Source organism: Bremerella alba, from assembly GCF_013618625.1.
In the GTDB taxonomy this organism is placed as follows: domain Bacteria; phylum Planctomycetota; class Planctomycetia; order Pirellulales; family Pirellulaceae; genus Bremerella; species Bremerella alba.
In genome coordinates this window covers 48644-64861 of sequence record NZ_JABRWO010000010.1, presented here as the reverse complement: position 1 = coordinate 64861, position 16218 = coordinate 48644, and the positions used below count along the sequence as shown (strand labels likewise).

The following is a 16218-nucleotide window of genomic DNA, read 5'->3' as shown; positions in this document are numbered from 1 at the left end:
TTGATCACAAATTACGTGATAGCAAAGCCATAGTCCACTTGACAGATAGACGTTACGTCGTGGATATCCCGTGCTGCTGACAACCCAACGTTTAGGCCTGATTCGACTCGCCGGGAGGTTCCGCGTACAAGTCGAGGTTATCCCGATCACCGATGATGGCGAAGACTTGGCGAATTTGATCGAGTCCATCCGAAATCAGATAGCTCGAATCTCTTCCGTAGCTTTTAGAGCCGAGGATATAGAAATTGGGTTCCGGCTGAATCAGGCTCTTAGTCCCTTCTGTATTGGGGCAAAGATCGAGTTGCATCTGACGCAGCATCTCGAGATCAGGCCGGTAGCCCACGTTGGCCACGATTCGGTCGAACGAATGGACGCCGGAGTGCTTCCCGGCGAGGGTCACTTGAAAGTGATCGTTCTGGGGTTCGTAGTGAACCGCCTTCACCGTCGTTTCTGGCCAATGATCAAGGTGCCCATTCTCTTCGATCAATAGCTGATTCGCTTCCCAGGCAACTTGCCTGCGTTGCGGAAGAGTGTCATCCTCGATCACGGTCACCGGACCGTTTTGGCCGTCGGCTTTTCCCTCGCGCGTAATCCACGTGATGTGCGTTTCGAGCGACTCACGGGCCAAAATACTCAGCTGGCAAATATTGGTCGCCGCAGTGTGCCCTGCTCCGATTAACAGTATTTGCTGATTGGCAAAGCGATTGGCATCTTTACCGTGCGCATCGATCACACCAGATTCAAAATGCTGGCAAGCTGCCAGTTCCCCGACGGCGGGACTTCCGCCGCCACCGATGAAGTTGGGCTGAGCACCGACACCGCTGCAATCGAGCACGATGTCGCTTTCAAAAAGATGCTCGTGCCCATTTTCGTCTTTTGCCAGGGTGACCAACGGGGTCTCGCTTCGCGCTGGCTGACCATAATTTTCTGCTTTGGTCTGCGAACTTCGCGCGATCGAGAGCACCGTGTGGCGAAGCTTTAAGCAATCCGCAATCAGATCGCTTGCGGCCAGCGGCTGAAGGTATCGTTCCAGATATTGGCCGCCGGTAACCAGTTGCTCGTCGAGAGGCAGCGCAAGGTCTTGATGCTGAGCGGCCAGCGCCGATTTACCTAGCCGGGTACTAATCGCTTGAAAGGGAGCGAACAGGCGGACGTGTTCCCATTTCCGAAGGTGAGCGCCCACGTCTCCTGAATCGAGGAGGGTGACCTGATACCCCAGGAAACGGGCATACAATGCGGCTTCGATGCCAATCGGCCCGGCACCGACAATCACAATCTGGGCAGGCGTTTCCACTGCCATCCGATGGCCTCTGCTATTAACTAGGTAAAGGTTGCCAAGCAAATTGGGCTCAGTGCGATCTGAGCAACGTCTATTTGTAATGATTATAGGGGAGAATCGGTCTCTCGCTTCGCCCTGTCGGGTTCAGAGTGGGAAAAACCATGTGGTTTAGCGCAAGTCGCTGCTCCTTCTGAAAGGCATGGCCTAAATTTGCTCAGGGTTTTTTGAGCACGTTACGACCAACGACGTTCATTCCCTTTGTAGTTAAAAATAATGGAACCATACACTTGGGGGCGAGCTAATGGTCCAACGTACTTTGCGTGTTCTTGTAGTCGATGACTCGAAACTCATCCAAACACTGATCTCCGATCTGCTGGAAGAAGCAGCAGATATCGAAGTCATCGCCACGGCTTCGGACGGACAGGAAGCAGTGAAACTAGCTCGCAGGTTGAAGCCGGACGTCATTACGCTTGATGTCCAGATGCCCAAAATGGATGGCCTGGCGACCCTCGAAGCGATTCTCTCTGAGCAACTGATCCCTGTCATTATGGTCAGCGCCACCACACAGCTTGGCGGCCAGATCACGCTCGAGGCACTCGACCGCGGTGCCATCGATTACATTGCCAAGCCAGAAGGTCTTAAAGAAGCAGAAACCACCCTGCGGACCGAGCTTGTTCGTCGCATTCGGATGGTCGGCAACACAGACGTGAAAAAAGTTCTGACGATGCGCCGCGAGCGTGCGCAGAAGCGAAAAGAACGTCGCGAAAAATTGGGGCTGTCGAACGAAGTCAAAGCGGTACCCAAGCCTATTCAATCGCCCGATCTTCCCATATCCGACAAGTGCATTGCCTTGGGAATCTCGACAGGCGGCCCGCCTGCTTTGGCGGCGATGTTCGAGGTTTTGCCGGAAGGCCTGCCCCCGATCGTGATCGTGCAGCACATGCCTGCCAACTTCACCCAAGCATTTGCGGCTCGCTTGAATTCCCTCTCCAGAGTCAACGTGAAAGAAGCGGAAACCGGCGATATTCTTCTGCCTGGCCATGCCTACCTGGCGCCCGGCGGAATGCACCTGGAAGTTAACCGCCATGGTGCCAAGGGCGGCAAGCTGCGTGTCCGTGATGGCGACTTTGTCAGTGGTCACCGGCCATCGGTCGATGTGATGATGTCGTCTGCCGTGAAGGTTTATCAGGATCGCCTGTTAGGAGTCATCATGACGGGCATGGGTCGCGATGGTTCCGATGGCTGCGGAGCAATCAAAGCCGCCGGCGGTTATGTGCTGGGGCAAGACGAAGCGACTTCCGACGTTTACGGAATGAATAAAGTCGCTTACCTGGCCGGGAACGTCGACCGCCAATTTTCACTGGATGAAGCCGCGACGACCGTCACTACCCAGGTTCGCCGCTTGTGGTCCGCAGCCACTGTTTCTTAGGCTCGATTGACGCGGAACGGATGAAGATCGACCTGAGGCTGCTCGCCACACATCAATTGGCTCATTACCGTGGCAGTTGCCGGCGAAAGATGCAAGCCGCTACGGTAGTGCCCCGCGGCCAGATACACGTTGGCCATGCCGGGCAATTGCCCCAGGTACGGAATACGATCGACACTCGCCGGACGCAGTCCCGACCAGGCTTTCACTTGCCTGGCATCGGCCAGTTGCGGGACCCATTGTCGGGCAAACTGCGTGAGGTCTTCGATCGCTTCTGGAGTGGTTGACTTGTCGAAGCCTGCTTCCTCTACGGTCGCTCCCACCAATACGAGACCGTCTTGCCGAGGCACAATGTAGCGAACCCCTTCGTTGATCGGCGACGTGAAAAACCGCTGCCCAGCATCTAGCAGCACAAGCTGCCCTCGTATCGGCTCGATCTCTGGACGCTGCATCCGACCAGAAAACTTTCGCTGATCGAGCACCTGATCGGTCAACAACTGCGACCATGCCCCCGTCGCCAAACAGCAGGTGCCTGGGGAAATTTCCTGCCCGTCGATCTCGACGGATGTGAGTTGTTCGCCCTGAAATCGCCAGCGTGCGACCTGGGTATTCTCAAGGAACTCAACCCCGCGATTTCGGCAACCTTGCACAAGTGCCTGAAGATGCCGTGGATTGCGCACGACCGCCTCGCCAGGCAGAAACACGGCGTCTCTTATCGATTGATTCGATTTCAAATGAGGAAATCGCTCGGCGAGTTGCGGGGGATCGAGCCGTTGGACCTCTACTCCTTCTTCTTCGTAATGCACACAGGCCATACGCAGCGAGGCGGCCTCGCCGGGATCGCGAGCCAAATAGAGGCCTCCGCTGACCTCGAACTCGTTATCAATCTGTGTTTCCGCTTTCAGTCGGGCTGACCATTCAGGGAATAGCTGATGGCTCAAACCTCGGAGTTGTTCTTGCGGATCCCAGGCCTCGCTTTGGTTTGCTGGGGGTAGCAGACCGGCCCCGGCCCACGAGGCCTCGCGGCCTAACGCCCCCTTCTCAACAAGCAGGACTTGGCGGCCCTTGCCGGCAAGCTCGTAGGCAATCGAGAGACCGATCACCCCTCCTCCGACAATTAAGAAATCAGGGCGAGTACTGGTACAAGAGGGCAATTCAGATCACCTAAACCCAGGGAAGGAGCGAGAGGAAGGGAGGTTAGCGACGATGATAACTGGCTTAAGACGTACGCCCTGTAGCTTGCTTGGCTTCGGCCGCAAGGGTCCGTTTGAGCAGCATCGGAGAAACTTTGCCGCGAAAACGAACTTTGCCATTTATTTCGACCACGGGAACACAGGTATTAAATTTCTGCGTTAGTTCCGGATCGTTGTCGATATCGACCAACGTAATGTCCGACACGAACTTTCGGACCAAGACTTCGGCATCGTCGCACAAATGACACCCTTGACGCGTATACAGAACGATCTGTGGAGAGACTGCGGAACTCACCGATTAATCACCTTATGAAGATTCGTTGAAGCCAACGGCCATTCCCTCCAACCAAGACCACTACGAATGCATGTAGGGATTTGATTTTACCCTTTAGTAAAAGGGATGATTTCCAAGGGCTTCAAACGAGTGAAAATTGCCAGAGATTGTTGTTTTGAGCTATATCTCTCTGTTAGTCTATACTTTGAATCAGTCTAATGACTTTCCCTGACTAGGGGATTTTCCGCCCAACAGCCCTGGAAGTAAAGCACTTCTAAGGCGAAGGGATCCTCCACTACGCATTATTTCGGATTAGTATGCCAGCAGTTGTTGATTCCAATCGATTTATCGAGCTGATCAACAAGAGCAAGCTCGTCAAATCGACTGCCTTGGAACAGGCAGTGGAAGAGCTGCGCGCTTCAAACGAGGGGCAACTGCCGGACGACTTAGAGGTTCTGCAAAAGCACTTCATCGAGAAGCACCTCCTCACAGCTTGGCACTGCGAGAAGCTCCGTAACGGCAAGTATAAGGGCTTTTTCCTATCTAAGTACCGGCTACTTAGGCATCTAGGCACCGGAGGAATGAGTAGCGTTTACCTGGCCGAGCACATCTTGATGAATCGCAAAGTGGCGATCAAAGTGCTCCCTCGCCGCCGCGTAAACGATGCTTCGTATCTCGCTCGTTTCCATTTAGAAGCTCAGGCAGCCGCTCACCTGGATCACCCCAATATTGTCCGAGCATTCGACGTCGACAACGAAGACAATACCCATTATATCGTGATGGAGTACGTTCCTGGCGCCGATCTGCAGCAGATCGTGCGGGAAAATGGACCGGTTCCCTTTGAAGCCGCCGCAGACTACATCGCTCAGGCAGCCGATGGCTTGCAACACGCCCATGACAAAGGGGTGGTTCACCGCGACATCAAGCCTGCCAACCTGCTGCGAGACGATCGTGGTATCGTCAAGATCCTGGATATGGGGTTGGCCCGTATTAAGCAGGACGACAACACCTCGCTGACGATCGCTCACGAAGAGAACGTACTGGGCACCGCCGATTACTTGGCGCCTGAACAGGCGGTTAACAGCCACAAGGTTGACCATCGTGCTGACATCTATAGCCTGGGCTGTTCCTTATATTACCTACTGACAGGGCATCCTCCATTTCCTGAGGGTAGCCTTGCCCAGCGGATTGCCAAGCATCAGAGCGTGATGCCTGATCCGGTTCAGAAATCACGTCCGAACTGCCCTACATTGCTGCAGCAAATTTGCGAGAAGATGCTCGCCAAGCAGCCGGAAGATCGCTTCTACGACGCGGCGGAAGTTGCTTTCGAGCTTCGTTCGTGGATGGAGTCTCACGGCAAAGAGCCAACTCATGTAGACGAAAAGCCAGGGTCGGCTATCCTTTCCACCGCGGCTCAACAGGCCGCCAATCGGTCGAGAACCGTTCGTCAGTCGAGCTATCAACAGGATGGAGCAGGCTCCTCGTACGATGTTGACGATCTGCTGCCCCCGGACATGCGGGAATCTCCTTCGTCCAGCAACTTCGATCCCGCCATCGGCGATACAGTGGCCGACCGGTCGAACGATACTTCCCAGCGACCCAACCCGGCCCGACACCCAAATCACAGCGGCGAGTCCTTGCCGGTTGCCAAGGCCCTGGAAGATGACGAAGACATTGATATACCTTCGAGCGAAGCCCTTTCTTCGTCGGGTTCGTCTTTGTTCGATTCTCAGGAATTTGAAGAAGATCCATTTAGCATGGATGTCCCAACGAGCGATGTTGGCGGCTCCCTTTTGATCTCTTCGGCGCAACTCAAGCAAAAGGCCGAAGACCGACAAGTGGCCGAGGCCAAGAAGCGAAGAAACGCTTCACAATCGGGTGTAGGCGAATCGGTCGATCTTAACTCTGTGGTCCAAGGGATCCCTGTGGTCATCTGGATTGTGGTGGCGGTGCTCTTCATGTTGATTGGCATCCTTATCGCCATCAGCTATCAGTCGGCAGAAGAGAATTCGAAGCCTGTTGAGCCCCAAAAGGCCAATCTTGAAGATCATGTTTTCTGGGAAGACGCTCGCATGTCACCCCGCATTCTCGGCTAGAGACCCACTCTAAAGAGGTGTATTGACAGAGCTAATCTGGCCTGTCTCTTGCATTCACCCGTGCTGTCCGCCTATCGCTAGCACACACCTAACCTATTACTGTCAAATGACTTAACAAAATCGCTTGAAAACTCCTCGGACCGCGACGTAGGATAAGGTAGAAGAACAATGAGCCCAAACAGCGGCTACTTGTTCCCCAAACCAGAAATGGAATTCGCGGTTCCGCATGTCGCAGGAAGACCGACCAAGATTGACACCATGAGCGACGTGACCACGATCGCTCGACAGGCCTAACGCAGAGAATTCCATGGCACGCATGTCGTACAGAGGCATCACGCATACGAAAGTGGCGAAGACGAAAGTCGCGTCGCGTGATTTTCGTTTGCCGACGCAAGCGTCGCGGCGCCGTGGAGGAGAATCGGGGCGGACGGCCGAAAGTGGTGGCTATTTCGTTCCACCGGAAGATTGGCACGAACCGGCCGGCGATACTGGGACGAACTACAAGTACATTTATCAGTCGCCCGGCGAAGGCTTCCGACATGTTTTGACTGAGAGAGAGATTCGGTCGAGACTGCAGGAACTTCCTGCGTGGATGATCGAAGACCTGGAAGTCGTGCAGCTTAGCCGGCTTACCAAAAAGAAGCTGAGCTTCCCGTGTTACGGCATGCAGTGGGGTGCTGCGATCTATCTTTACCCCATGGATGAATCGCTCATCGAGTATTTCCCCCATCCACCCCGGCCTGAGCAAGTGGTGGAAGCCAAGATGTTTGGCGCCATCTGGGAGGAAGACGAAGAGGGTTTCTGGCGTCTGGAGTGGACCGAAGACACGATCCGGGATTTCTATCTGAACAATGTCCTGATTCATGAACTGGGACATTTACTCGATACGCGCAATAACAACTATCTCGCCCGAGAGCGTTACGCCGAGTGGTTCGCGATCGAGTACGGATATCGTCCGACACGACGCAAGCAGATGGCTGATCGTGCAGCCAAAAAGGTTGTCCGCCGTCATCACCATACCTGAGCGAAAACATGCTATGCTTTTCGTTAACGAGCCGTAAGTAATTGCAAGGCTGAAGCTTAGGCCTCCGACTGGTTCGCCGACGGACGATCGTGGGTACATTTCCGCGCGATGGGCGTTCATTCCTAATGCATCGGTTTGCGGTTCTCGCTACCATGGCGTTTAGCAGCGATGCTTCCTTATTCAACTTGACCACCGTTGTCTTACAGGGCCGAACATTGACTAGATTTCCCTCCTTCACGACCACGGCCATCGTCGTTCTGCTGAGCGGATTGTTTATCTCGAGCATTCACGCCGCTCCTAACGAGGAACAGCGGATGCAGCTTCGGGCGTTGAAGCTCGACATTCGCAAGACGTCGAACTTCCTCAAACAAGGCCTGATCGCCGAGTCGGTGCAACTGGTTCGCGACATTCAATCGCGGATGGAAAAGCTCGGCACTGCAGGCGATGCGGAAGTAACGCAAGAACTGCAAAACCTTGCCGAGAGCCTGGCCGTTTCCCACGGTCATTTAGAGTTAGAAGGGTACACGCTCAAACCGCTGACCGCTTCCGCGATGGCTGCGGCCCCGGCCATGATGGCGAACGAACCTGGTCTCCCAGGAACGCCAGCCCCGGAAGCTGCTCCCCTACCAACAACGTTTCCGACGGCGAATATCAGCTTTACCAAGCATGTGACTCCGATTCTTATTGCTCGCTGCGGTAACTGCCATGTGACCGGCAGCCGGGGGGGCTTCAATGCGAATACTTTCGAGGCCCTGATGCGTGGTCCAGCAGCCGGGACGGTGATTTTCCCGGGCGATGACATCGGCAGCCGCCTAATCGAGACCATCGAGTCTGGCGACATGCCGCGTGGTGGCGGGAGTGTTCGTCCGCCTGAATTGACCGCCTTGAAAACCTGGATCAAAGAGGGAGCCAAATACGACGGGCTCGACCCCAAGGCCCCCATCAACCAGGCGGGCGCTTCGGCGAACCCGGCTGCGATGATGCAGTTGGAAGTCTCGGCCGCGACGGGGAACGAGCAAGTCAGCTTTGGCCTCGATGTGGCCGGTGTGCTGGCCAATCGCTGCGTGAGTTGCCATAGCGGCAACAATCCACCCGGCGGCCTGGGCATGGACAGCTTTGCCCGGTTTATCCGTGGGGGTGATAGTGGAGCACCGTTTGTGCCTGGCAAGCCGGAAGACAGCATGGTCGTCCGCTTGATCAAAGCGACCGGCAATGGGCGGATGCCACGCAATGGTCCTCCGCTGACCGGCGAGCAGATCACCAAGATTGAGACTTGGATCCGAGAAGGGGGCAAGTTTGACGGCGATTCGCCTAACGACAATTCGATGCAGCGAACGAATCAGATTGCCCTCGCCAAGAAGGCGACTCATGAGCAGCTTGCCGCCATGCGAGCCGAAAGCAGCAAGCAGATGTGGGACCTGGGTATGCCCAATGTGCAGTCGGCCAAGGTCGACTCGCCCAATTTCCTGGCATACGGAACCATGGGCGAAGCCACGTTGCAAGAGCATGTCGCCGAGGCGGACAAAGCAGCCGACAAGGTGCGCACGATCCTGAAGATTCCAGCGTCGGCACCGTTGGTCAAAGGCAAAATGACGCTCTATCTCTTCCAGAAGCGATACGATTATGCTGAGTTCGGTAATATGATCGAACGTCGTGATCTTCCAGCCGACTGGAAGGGACACTACCGATACAATGTGACCGACGCCTATGGCTCGATTCAGGTTCCTACCGAAGACGAGTACGATCTGAACGTGCTTCTGGGGCAAATCATCGCGTCCAATCACGTTGCTTCGCAGGGCAATGGGACCGTCCCCGAGTGGTTTGCCGAAGGCGTGGGCCGAGTCGTTGCTTCACGAATGAGCAAGAAAGACCCGCGAGTCGTGGCCTGGGACAACCAAATTGAATCGGCCCTGGGCTCGATGAGTAAACCAGACGACTTCGTGATGAATCGCCTGTCACCAGAACAGGCCTCGGTCGTCAGCTATGCATTTCTGAAAGCGATCATGGGGCGTGGCAATTCGTACGATGCGATGATGAACTCGCTAAGAAATGGGGCCAACTTCGACCAGGCGTTTCAATCTGCTTTTAATATGACTCCCTCTCAACTGGCGGCAGCCTGGGTGGCGTCCGGAGCTCGGTAAGCTTATCGTTGGCAAGGCACAAAAAAACGCGATGCCCGTAAGCATCGCGTTTTTCATATCTTGATAGAGACAAAGCGCAGGGATTAGTGAGCGTGGTGCTCAATTTCCCCTTCATAGGGCGTGCCTTCGATTTCCAGAGTTACCGTGGCATTGGCCTCGTCGGCGGTGACCAAGGCGAACAGGTCGGCGTCTTTGGTCTCGAATTTCGCCGTGGTTGTTTCGCCTTCGCTGCGAACTGCGGGGACCTCGAAGTCCTTCTTGGCATCGTCAACGGCAACGGTGATCTTGATATTCTCGTCTGCGATGGCGACGTCTTTCTTGGCATCGGCATCTAGAACGTAGAACGTCAGGATCTTGGCTTCGTCGTCGTGATCCCATTCGACGTGGTACTTTTCACCGCCCAGTTCGATCAGGTGACCGCCGTGCGGGCCCAAGTCGTGACTGTGACCTTCGTCGCCATGGCTGTGACCATCTTCGCCGTGGTCGTGTCCATGGTCATCGGCATGTTCGCCGCTGTCTGCCGTGTCGGTTTTGGCCGTGTTGCAACCGCTTAACGTAAACGGCACCACCATGGCACACAGAATCAATAAAAGCTTTCCAATTTTCATAGAGCCGAACTCCTCAATGGCATCAATCGAATATCAAAACAGGCATGCCGCCAAAAGCGGCGACACCTTCCGCCTCCCGTACTATTCGCGGGAAACCGTCGATTATTCGGCAGGAAATCGCTTGCGCCAATCATAGACGATACGAATTGCGTCAACTTCGTACCGATCTAAATATCCAACCCAGCTGGGGCTGTCGCCGTAGGAAGAAGATATTTCTCGAAAGCATCGATGGCGTCCGCATCTCCACCGGCTTGTCTTGCAGCCTGGAAACACTGCAAGGCCCGGTCTTTATCGCCATTGAAATAGAGCAACACGGCCACGCAAAACAGGTATTCCGGGTTCTGTGGATCGGTCACGGCGCGGCGTGCATTGGTTTCGAGAATCGAAGTCTTCGCCAGGCCGTTATTTCCCAAAAGAGCATCCAGCGTCAAGCTTGTACCAGCGACCTCCGGATTTTGTTGAATGGCCAACTCAATCGAATCAACCGCCTCATCCGGACGGTTGGTAGCAAGGTAGGCCAGACCTTTACGCAGGTGCGCTTCGGCATATCCAGGTGCGGTCGCCACGGCATCTTTGTAGCGTCCCAGCGCTTCCTGATAACGCTGCTGCTGAAATAGATTGTCGCCTGCCTGAATAAAGTGCTCGGCACGCTCGATCGCTTGTTCGCTGGGCTGTTCGATCGCAACCGGCTTGGCGGCCTCGATCCTTAGGGGGCTGGGAAGCGGGGTCACGAGTGACTCGAATTGCCCTGTCCGCTGAGGTTCGATCGCAAAATCTCTCGGCAGCCCCATAAACTGCTTCATCGCTTGGGGGCCGTAGTTCAGTTCGGCAGGTTCGGTCGGCGGCAGATAGTACTCCAGATACTGGTCGCCAGGTCGGTAATACGTTCCGTAAGGGTACAAGCTCGAATACCCATAGCCATAAGGATTCCCATACCCGTAGCCGTAACCATACGCCGGGGGCAATCCGAAGCCGATCGATAGACTCGTCCCTCCCCAGCCGCCACCATAGTAGGGATAGCCATATCCGTAATTGCCATGGCGATAAGGGCGATGATGGTCACCGTGGTGGCGATGGTTATCGTGACGCCCGCCCGAATATTGCCGAGAGCTGTACCCGGGGCTGGTCACATCGGAATAGCCCCCACGTCCTACCGAGATGTTGCTACGGCTTTTGTACTGGTACTGCCCAAGTCCTTGGGCCTCGACACTACTTGCGGCGACCAAAAACGCCAGACCAACCATGATCGAAAGGGTACGCACAGCGACATCTCCCAGAAAAAAGAAAGCAATCCCTTTATTATCCTCTCGTTCTGCAAAAAGGGCAAAGAAAATTCCCCGATCACGGCCGGCTGAGGTGATCACTTTGCGGTCTTGCTCTTCCACGAAGGTCCCTAGAGTAACTACACTAAGCGCGAAGATTCTCCCTTTGATCGTTTCGCTTAGCCAACTGAATTCATGCCGTGACCAAGTCTGACCTCGACGATTTTCTCGATATCCTGAAACAGCTTGTGCGTCACCCCTCGGTGGTTGGCTCCGAGCATGCTTTCTTTCGCTATCTTCAGCGCGAGTTGGAAGAAACCCACGCGACCGTTACCTTGTACGAAGGACTGCTTGTGGCCAGCGGTTCTCGGCCTGATCACATGCACATCTCGGCCCACGTAGATCGGCATGGCCTGATATGTACCGGGCCCAATGAATTCCAGTACGCTGCGTTCGTGGCCCGTAATCGGGGCGACCTTCTGGGCGATTCCGTTTCGGAGCAGACGTTTCAGACGATCGCCGAACGTTTTCACGAACGTTTCGTTCAGGCTTACGTCCCTTGGAGCGGGACCTACCTAGGCAAAGGCACTATCAAGCGGTCGTACCTGTGCGAACGTCGCGGGAACCTGGTCTTCGAAGTGGAAGGGCTCGACCATGTGCTGCCAGGCACACCGGTAGCCTATCAAGATCGGCTGACGGTCAACTACAGCCGTGTTTCGGCGCAGCTGGACAACGTGTTAACCACGGCGATGCTGGTCTATTTGTTCCGTCATGGTTATCAAGGTACGGTCCTATTTACCGCCCAGGAAGAAGCGGGCCGAAGCTGGCGTTTTCTGCTGGAATGGTTCCGCCGCTGTGGCATCGAGACGCAAGATTTGCTGGTGCTCGATACGAGCCCCTTCCCCGACATCGCCACCGCCGACGCGCAGCAGGTCGTTCTACGAAAACGTGACGCCAACGCGTCTTTCAATCCCAAGACAGTCGAACAGTTAGAAACGGCATGCAAGAAATATGGCATCCGTTATCTCTTTAAGGACGACTACATCATCAAGCAGAATGAAACCCGCGTCGCCGAAGGCAAGTCGCCATACTCCCTAGGTAGTACCGAACTGGGTCGCGTCGTGCTCGCCTCCGAGGGAGCCATTCAAGGGGCCACGCTGCAAGTCCCCACGACTGGATACCACACGCCGGAAGAATCGGCAGCGTTGGCCTCGATCGAAGCTATGCTCGACGTTCTCTGTGAAGTGGCGTTGACCGACTAAGTCTGCCCGGTCAATTGGCCGCGAATAGCTTCAAACATGTCCGCAAACTCTGGGTCGGCTTCCCGTAGCGTTTCTAAGTATTCCGGACGCGAGGCATTCGCGGCGGCTTGTTCCGCTACAGGGATTTCGTTCAACCGCTTAAGACAGATAGCCTTACCGGCGAACCCGAACGCTTTGGCTTCGACGTAGATTTCCTGCTGCTGAGCCATGCGATCAAAAACGCGCAACGCGTCTTGGTCGCGGCCCATGTTCATCAGAAGCACGGCCTCCTGCTTCATCGCTTTAAGCCCCCAGACACGGTTCTCTTCGCTTTGGTCCAAGGGGTAGTTGCGATAGACGCTGGCGAAGAATTCGGGGCGTTGGTCTTGGCCAAGATTCTTATTCTTGAACATCGCGAAATCGAATTGCTCTTGCGCGGTCCGGCCCAGCTTGGGTAGCAATTCGGCCTGCTGTTCTGGTGGAATATCGAGCAAGTTGGGTTGTCTAGACGCCAGCGCCAAAGCCCCGCCGGCGATCAAACAGATCAGCCCCATGCCACCGATCATCATCACCCGCCTGCGATGTGAAGGTCGACGATACACGGTGAATGCCGACGTCTTCATCACATCGGAAAGCTCCTGCAATCCTCCGCTACGAATCTCGGACAGAGAAGCCAACTCGGCGATCGACCAATCGGACGGATCGCTGCCGAATGCATCACTGCCAAGGGACTTCTGCACTTCGCGAAGCTCTCGCAAGAGTTCCGAGGAATTTTGATAGCGGTCCTCTGGCTTCTTGGCCAGCATCTTGTGGATCACCCGGGCGAGTGCCGGCGGGACGCCTCCTCGAACCTTTTCCAGTCGTTCTGGCTCGGTATTCAAATGCTTCACGGCGACGGTTAGCGGGTTGTCACCCACAAACGGAGGCCGTCCAGCAAGTAGCTGATAGCAAGTCACGCCCAGCGAGTAGATATCGCTGCGTTGGTCGAGCGACTTCCCCTCGGCTTGCTCGGGGCTCATGTACAGCGGCGTCCCCATGGTGATGCCGATCTGGGTCAGGTTCATCCCATCGGCCCCTGGGGCAATGACGCGGGCCAGGCCAAAGTCAGCGACTTTCACTTCACCGGTCGCCGTGATCAGGATGTTCTCTGGCTTGATATCCCGGTGAACAATCCCCTGCTCTGCCGCTTTGTACAGGGCCGCAGCAACTTGGCGGAGGATCGCCCCGACCAGTTTTACTTCCAACGTTCCCTGCTTGCTGAGCAGTTGTTTAAGATTCTGGCCAGGCACATATTCCTGGGCGATGAAATGAATTCCTTCCGAGTTGCCCACCTCGTAGATCTGCACGATGTTAGCGTGGGTCAGGGCCGCCGCTGCCTGGGCTTCGCGATGAAAGCGGCGGACGTAGGCCTCGTCTTTGGCCAACTCTGGCATCAAGATCTTGACTGCCACATTGCGTTTCAGGCTCTTCTGTTCGGCCAGAAAGACCTCGGCCATGGCTCCCCGGCCCAATCGCCGTAGGATGCGGTAGTCCCCCACAGACCGCCCTGCCAGGTCGAGTTCCGAGGCGGGATCACCACCGTTATTCTTCAACTGGGTCATGCATGTCTCAAAGTGGGGGCGTCAGTGAGTAGGCCGCCGAGGACGCGACCCCTCGGTGGACTTCATAACTACTTACCGAGAACGAAGATGGATTCAGGGTATTTCATAATCAAGTATCAATGCGCATCGGCATCTTGGCAACCGAAGTGCTTAGGAGATTAGGGGAGAAAAAGGTTGGTCCCCAAACAACGCCTGAACTCATGCTCCAACTGCAGGCCCCGAGGTATTCTATCTACCTGCAAAGACAATCAATTTACAAAAAACAAAAAAATGCTTGAGCCCCCATTTCAGGCTGGTATACTTCTGGGATACCAGTCATCTCCAGGACTCAATGATTGCCTCGTGATGTGCTTGGAGATCTCGATTAGTTTTATTGAACCCATCGGGCCCTCATCACTGTTCTTCTAAATCTTCCCCTTTTGCCAAAGAGGCGTTCTTATGAAGGCAAAGCATGCCAATGCCGGCTTTACGTTAGTGGAACTGTTGGTGGTCATTGCCATTATTGGCGTCTTAGTATCTCTGCTGTTGCCGGCCGTGCAGCAGGCACGCGAGGCGGCTCGGCGCATGCAGTGTGTGAACCACATGAAGCAACTTGGCCTCGCTCTGCATAACTACCACGACACCCACTTGGCGTTTCCATCGATCAAAGGAGGCCCGGACTACTCCGGCTCGACCAGTACCGGACTGATCTACCGCATGGGGCCTTACCCGCGGATGGCGTCGTTTATGGAACAGCAGGCGATTTATGAAGAAACCATGTCGGTCGTCAGCGTTCCCACCTATAGCCATCCGATTCAAAACTACGAGATCCCCATCCTGCTCTGCCCCAGCGATATCACCAGCGGACCGCTGGAAGGAACCACCGGCAAACTGAACTATGCGTTCTGTGTCGGAGACAACCGAATCAATCAGGATCACACAGGCAACCATCGTCATTCGCGGGGGATGTTCTCGATCTACTCGTGGCCCACGTTTGCCGATATCGTCGACGGAACCAGCAACACAATCGCGATTTCAGAGTTCGTCCGACCGGCGGCCCATGGCGACTTCGGCGATATCGTGAACCTGGGTGGCACGTTCACCTTAGCGGAGTGTGTGGCGTCGTACGATCATTCGAGCAAGCAGTACACCGGTTCAAGTTGGCTGGCGAACCGTGGTTGGCGTTGGCACGACGCATTTGTCGCGTTTTCCGTCTTCCAAACCCTGTTGCCGCCAAACTCGCCGAGTTGCTCGACCACCAGCGGTTGGTCGGCCAGCATAGGCTCTCAATATGGCGTTTACTCGGCCAGCAGCCGTCACCCCGGCGGATGCAACGTCATGCTGGCTGACGGTTCGGTTCGCTTCATTGCCGAAACCATCGATACCGGATCACTGTCGACTGCGATTCCCACGACCACGCAAACCGGTGCATCGAATTTCGGTGTCTGGGGTGCTCTGGGGACGAAATCGAACGGTGAAGCAGTATCCATTCCCTAAAACCTCCCCTCAAATCACGTGACGCGGCACGATCGAACCAACCATTCATGCCCTACGTGAATTCCTACCCAATAATTCCCTCTTCAATGCCTGGAGGTTCGATGAACATTCGGCCCAAGATGTCGTTTGTCACCACAGCAGGGCTCCTTTTCGTTGCTTTAGTTGGATGCGGCCATGGTCCTGCCCTGCCCGACGATCTTCCGCCACTCACGTCGTGTAAGGTCGATGTCGTCTACAAAGGAGTGCCAGTCACTGAGGCGACCGTAACGCTTGTTCCTGCCGATGGTAAATGGGTAGGCGTGGGCATGACCGACCAACAAGGTCAAGCCATCATCAAAACTCAAGGACGCTACCCAGGAGTTCCGGCAGGGTCTTATGCCGTGACGGTCACGAAATACGACGAGCAAGCAGAACCACCTCCGACGGCATCGACGCCAGAGGAAGACGCCCTACTAGAACAGTCCGCCAAGCGAATGCCGCCCCGAAAAGCCCTGGTGCCAGAGAAGTACCTGAAGGCAGAATCGTCCGATTTGAAGATCACCGTGACAGAAAGTGCGGTAGAAGAGACGTTGAATTTGCAGGATGGTTGAATGGTTG

The 16218-nt window shown here is 55.3% G+C and carries 14 protein-coding genes; 8 read left to right on the top strand and 6 right to left on the bottom strand.

What is annotated here, in order from left to right:
* Positions 1-91 precede the first annotated feature (91 nt).
* A complete protein-coding gene (locus tag HOV93_RS17455) occupies positions 92-1300 on the bottom strand; it encodes an NAD(P)-binding domain-containing protein (RefSeq protein WP_207397818.1) in 1209 nt (402 codons plus the stop codon).
* Positions 1301-1580: 280 nt separating this feature from the next.
* Between HOV93_RS17455 and HOV93_RS17450 the strand changes: the two genes are divergently transcribed.
* Positions 1581-2708: a protein-glutamate methylesterase/protein-glutamine glutaminase gene (locus HOV93_RS17450; protein ID WP_207397817.1), complete on the top strand. Its 1128-nt coding sequence runs from the start codon at positions 1581-1583 to the stop codon at positions 2706-2708.
* Here the strand turns inward: HOV93_RS17450 and thiO are convergent.
* Together thiO and HOV93_RS17440 are read right to left on the bottom strand one after the other, a co-directional pair.
* Positions 2705-3859: a glycine oxidase ThiO gene (gene thiO / locus HOV93_RS17445; protein ID WP_207397816.1), complete on the bottom strand. Its 1155-nt coding sequence runs from the start codon at positions 3857-3859 to the stop codon at positions 2705-2707. The two genes, HOV93_RS17450 and thiO, sit on opposite strands and share 4 nt — an antisense overlap.
* 64 nt (positions 3860-3923) lie before the next feature.
* A complete protein-coding gene (locus tag HOV93_RS17440; protein ID WP_207397815.1) occupies positions 3924-4193 on the bottom strand; it encodes a glutaredoxin family protein in 270 nt (89 codons plus the stop codon).
* A gap of 296 nt (positions 4194-4489) precedes the next feature.
* Here HOV93_RS17440 and HOV93_RS17435 point away from each other — a divergent pair, with 296 nt between their 5' ends.
* The 4 genes from HOV93_RS17435 to HOV93_RS17425 all read left to right on the top strand — a co-directional run bounded on the left by HOV93_RS17435 (position 4490) and on the right by HOV93_RS17425 (position 9433).
* Positions 4490-6268, top strand: a complete 1779-nt coding sequence (locus tag HOV93_RS17435; protein WP_207397814.1) for a serine/threonine protein kinase — start codon at positions 4490-4492, stop codon at positions 6266-6268.
* A gap of 168 nt (positions 6269-6436) precedes the next feature.
* On the top strand, positions 6437-6562 hold the full coding sequence (locus tag HOV93_RS26195) for a hypothetical protein (RefSeq protein WP_261358620.1): 126 nt from the start codon (positions 6437-6439) through the stop codon (positions 6560-6562).
* A gap of 13 nt (positions 6563-6575) precedes the next feature.
* A complete protein-coding gene (locus HOV93_RS17430; protein ID WP_207397813.1) occupies positions 6576-7292 on the top strand; it encodes a hypothetical protein in 717 nt (238 codons plus the stop codon).
* Positions 7293-7507: 215 nt separating this feature from the next.
* The gene (locus HOV93_RS17425; RefSeq protein WP_207397812.1) at positions 7508-9433 is read left to right on the top strand and encodes a c-type cytochrome domain-containing protein; all 1926 of its coding nucleotides are present in this window, start codon (positions 7508-7510) and stop codon (positions 9431-9433) included.
* An 83-nt stretch (positions 9434-9516) separates the two neighbouring features.
* Here HOV93_RS17425 and HOV93_RS17420 read toward each other — a convergent pair whose 3' ends face one another.
* Positions 9517-10041, bottom strand: coding sequence for a hypothetical protein (locus HOV93_RS17420; RefSeq protein WP_207397811.1), 525 nt, complete (start codon positions 10039-10041; stop codon positions 9517-9519).
* Between the two features lie 167 nt (positions 10042-10208).
* Positions 10209-11303: a tetratricopeptide repeat protein gene (locus tag HOV93_RS26470; protein WP_207397810.1), complete on the bottom strand. Its 1095-nt coding sequence runs from the start codon at positions 11301-11303 to the stop codon at positions 10209-10211.
* Between the two features lie 200 nt (positions 11304-11503).
* Here HOV93_RS26470 and HOV93_RS17410 point away from each other — a divergent pair, with 200 nt between their 5' ends.
* On the top strand, positions 11504-12565 hold the full coding sequence (locus HOV93_RS17410) for a peptidase M42 (RefSeq protein WP_207397809.1): 1062 nt from the start codon (positions 11504-11506) through the stop codon (positions 12563-12565).
* On the opposite strand, the gene HOV93_RS17405 is transcribed toward HOV93_RS17410, so the two are convergent.
* Positions 12562-14145 (bottom strand): serine/threonine-protein kinase, encoded by a 1584-nt coding sequence (locus tag HOV93_RS17405; protein WP_207397808.1) that lies wholly within the window; start codon positions 14143-14145, stop codon positions 12562-12564. The genes HOV93_RS17410 and HOV93_RS17405 overlap by 4 nt on opposite strands.
* Before the next feature lie 438 nt (positions 14146-14583).
* Between HOV93_RS17405 and HOV93_RS17400 the strand changes: the two genes are divergently transcribed.
* Both HOV93_RS17400 and HOV93_RS17395 read left to right on the top strand, forming a co-directional pair.
* Positions 14584-15621, top strand: coding sequence for a DUF1559 domain-containing protein (locus HOV93_RS17400; protein ID WP_207397807.1), 1038 nt, complete (start codon positions 14584-14586; stop codon positions 15619-15621).
* Positions 15622-15722: 101 nt separating this feature from the next.
* On the top strand, positions 15723-16211 hold the full coding sequence (locus HOV93_RS17395; RefSeq protein ID WP_207397806.1) for a carboxypeptidase-like regulatory domain-containing protein: 489 nt from the start codon (positions 15723-15725) through the stop codon (positions 16209-16211).
* Positions 16212-16218: the final 7 nt, after the last annotated feature.

Bases quoted from the DNA above. Each gene is read 5' to 3' on its own strand.
- HOV93_RS17455 (WP_207397818.1), bottom strand. From the start codon at position 1,300: ATGGCAGTGGAAACGCCTGCCCAGATTGTGATTGTCGGTGCCGGGCCG.
- HOV93_RS17450 (WP_207397817.1), top strand. From the start codon at position 1,581: ATGGTCCAACGTACTTTGCGTGTTCTTGTAGTCGATGACTCGAAACTC.
- HOV93_RS17435 (WP_207397814.1), top strand. From the start codon at position 4,490: ATGCCAGCAGTTGTTGATTCCAATCGATTTATCGAGCTGATCAACAAG.
- HOV93_RS26195 (WP_261358620.1), top strand. From the start codon at position 6,437: ATGAGCCCAAACAGCGGCTACTTGTTCCCCAAACCAGAAATGGAATTC.
- HOV93_RS17430 (WP_207397813.1), top strand. From the start codon at position 6,576: ATGGCACGCATGTCGTACAGAGGCATCACGCATACGAAAGTGGCGAAG.
- HOV93_RS17420 (WP_207397811.1), bottom strand. From the start codon at position 10,041: ATGAAAATTGGAAAGCTTTTATTGATTCTGTGTGCCATGGTGGTGCCG.
- HOV93_RS17405 (WP_207397808.1), bottom strand. From the start codon at position 14,145: ATGACCCAGTTGAAGAATAACGGTGGTGATCCCGCCTCGGAACTCGAC.
- HOV93_RS17400 (WP_207397807.1), top strand. From the start codon at position 14,584: ATGAAGGCAAAGCATGCCAATGCCGGCTTTACGTTAGTGGAACTGTTG.
- HOV93_RS17395 (WP_207397806.1), top strand. From the start codon at position 15,723: ATGAACATTCGGCCCAAGATGTCGTTTGTCACCACAGCAGGGCTCCTT.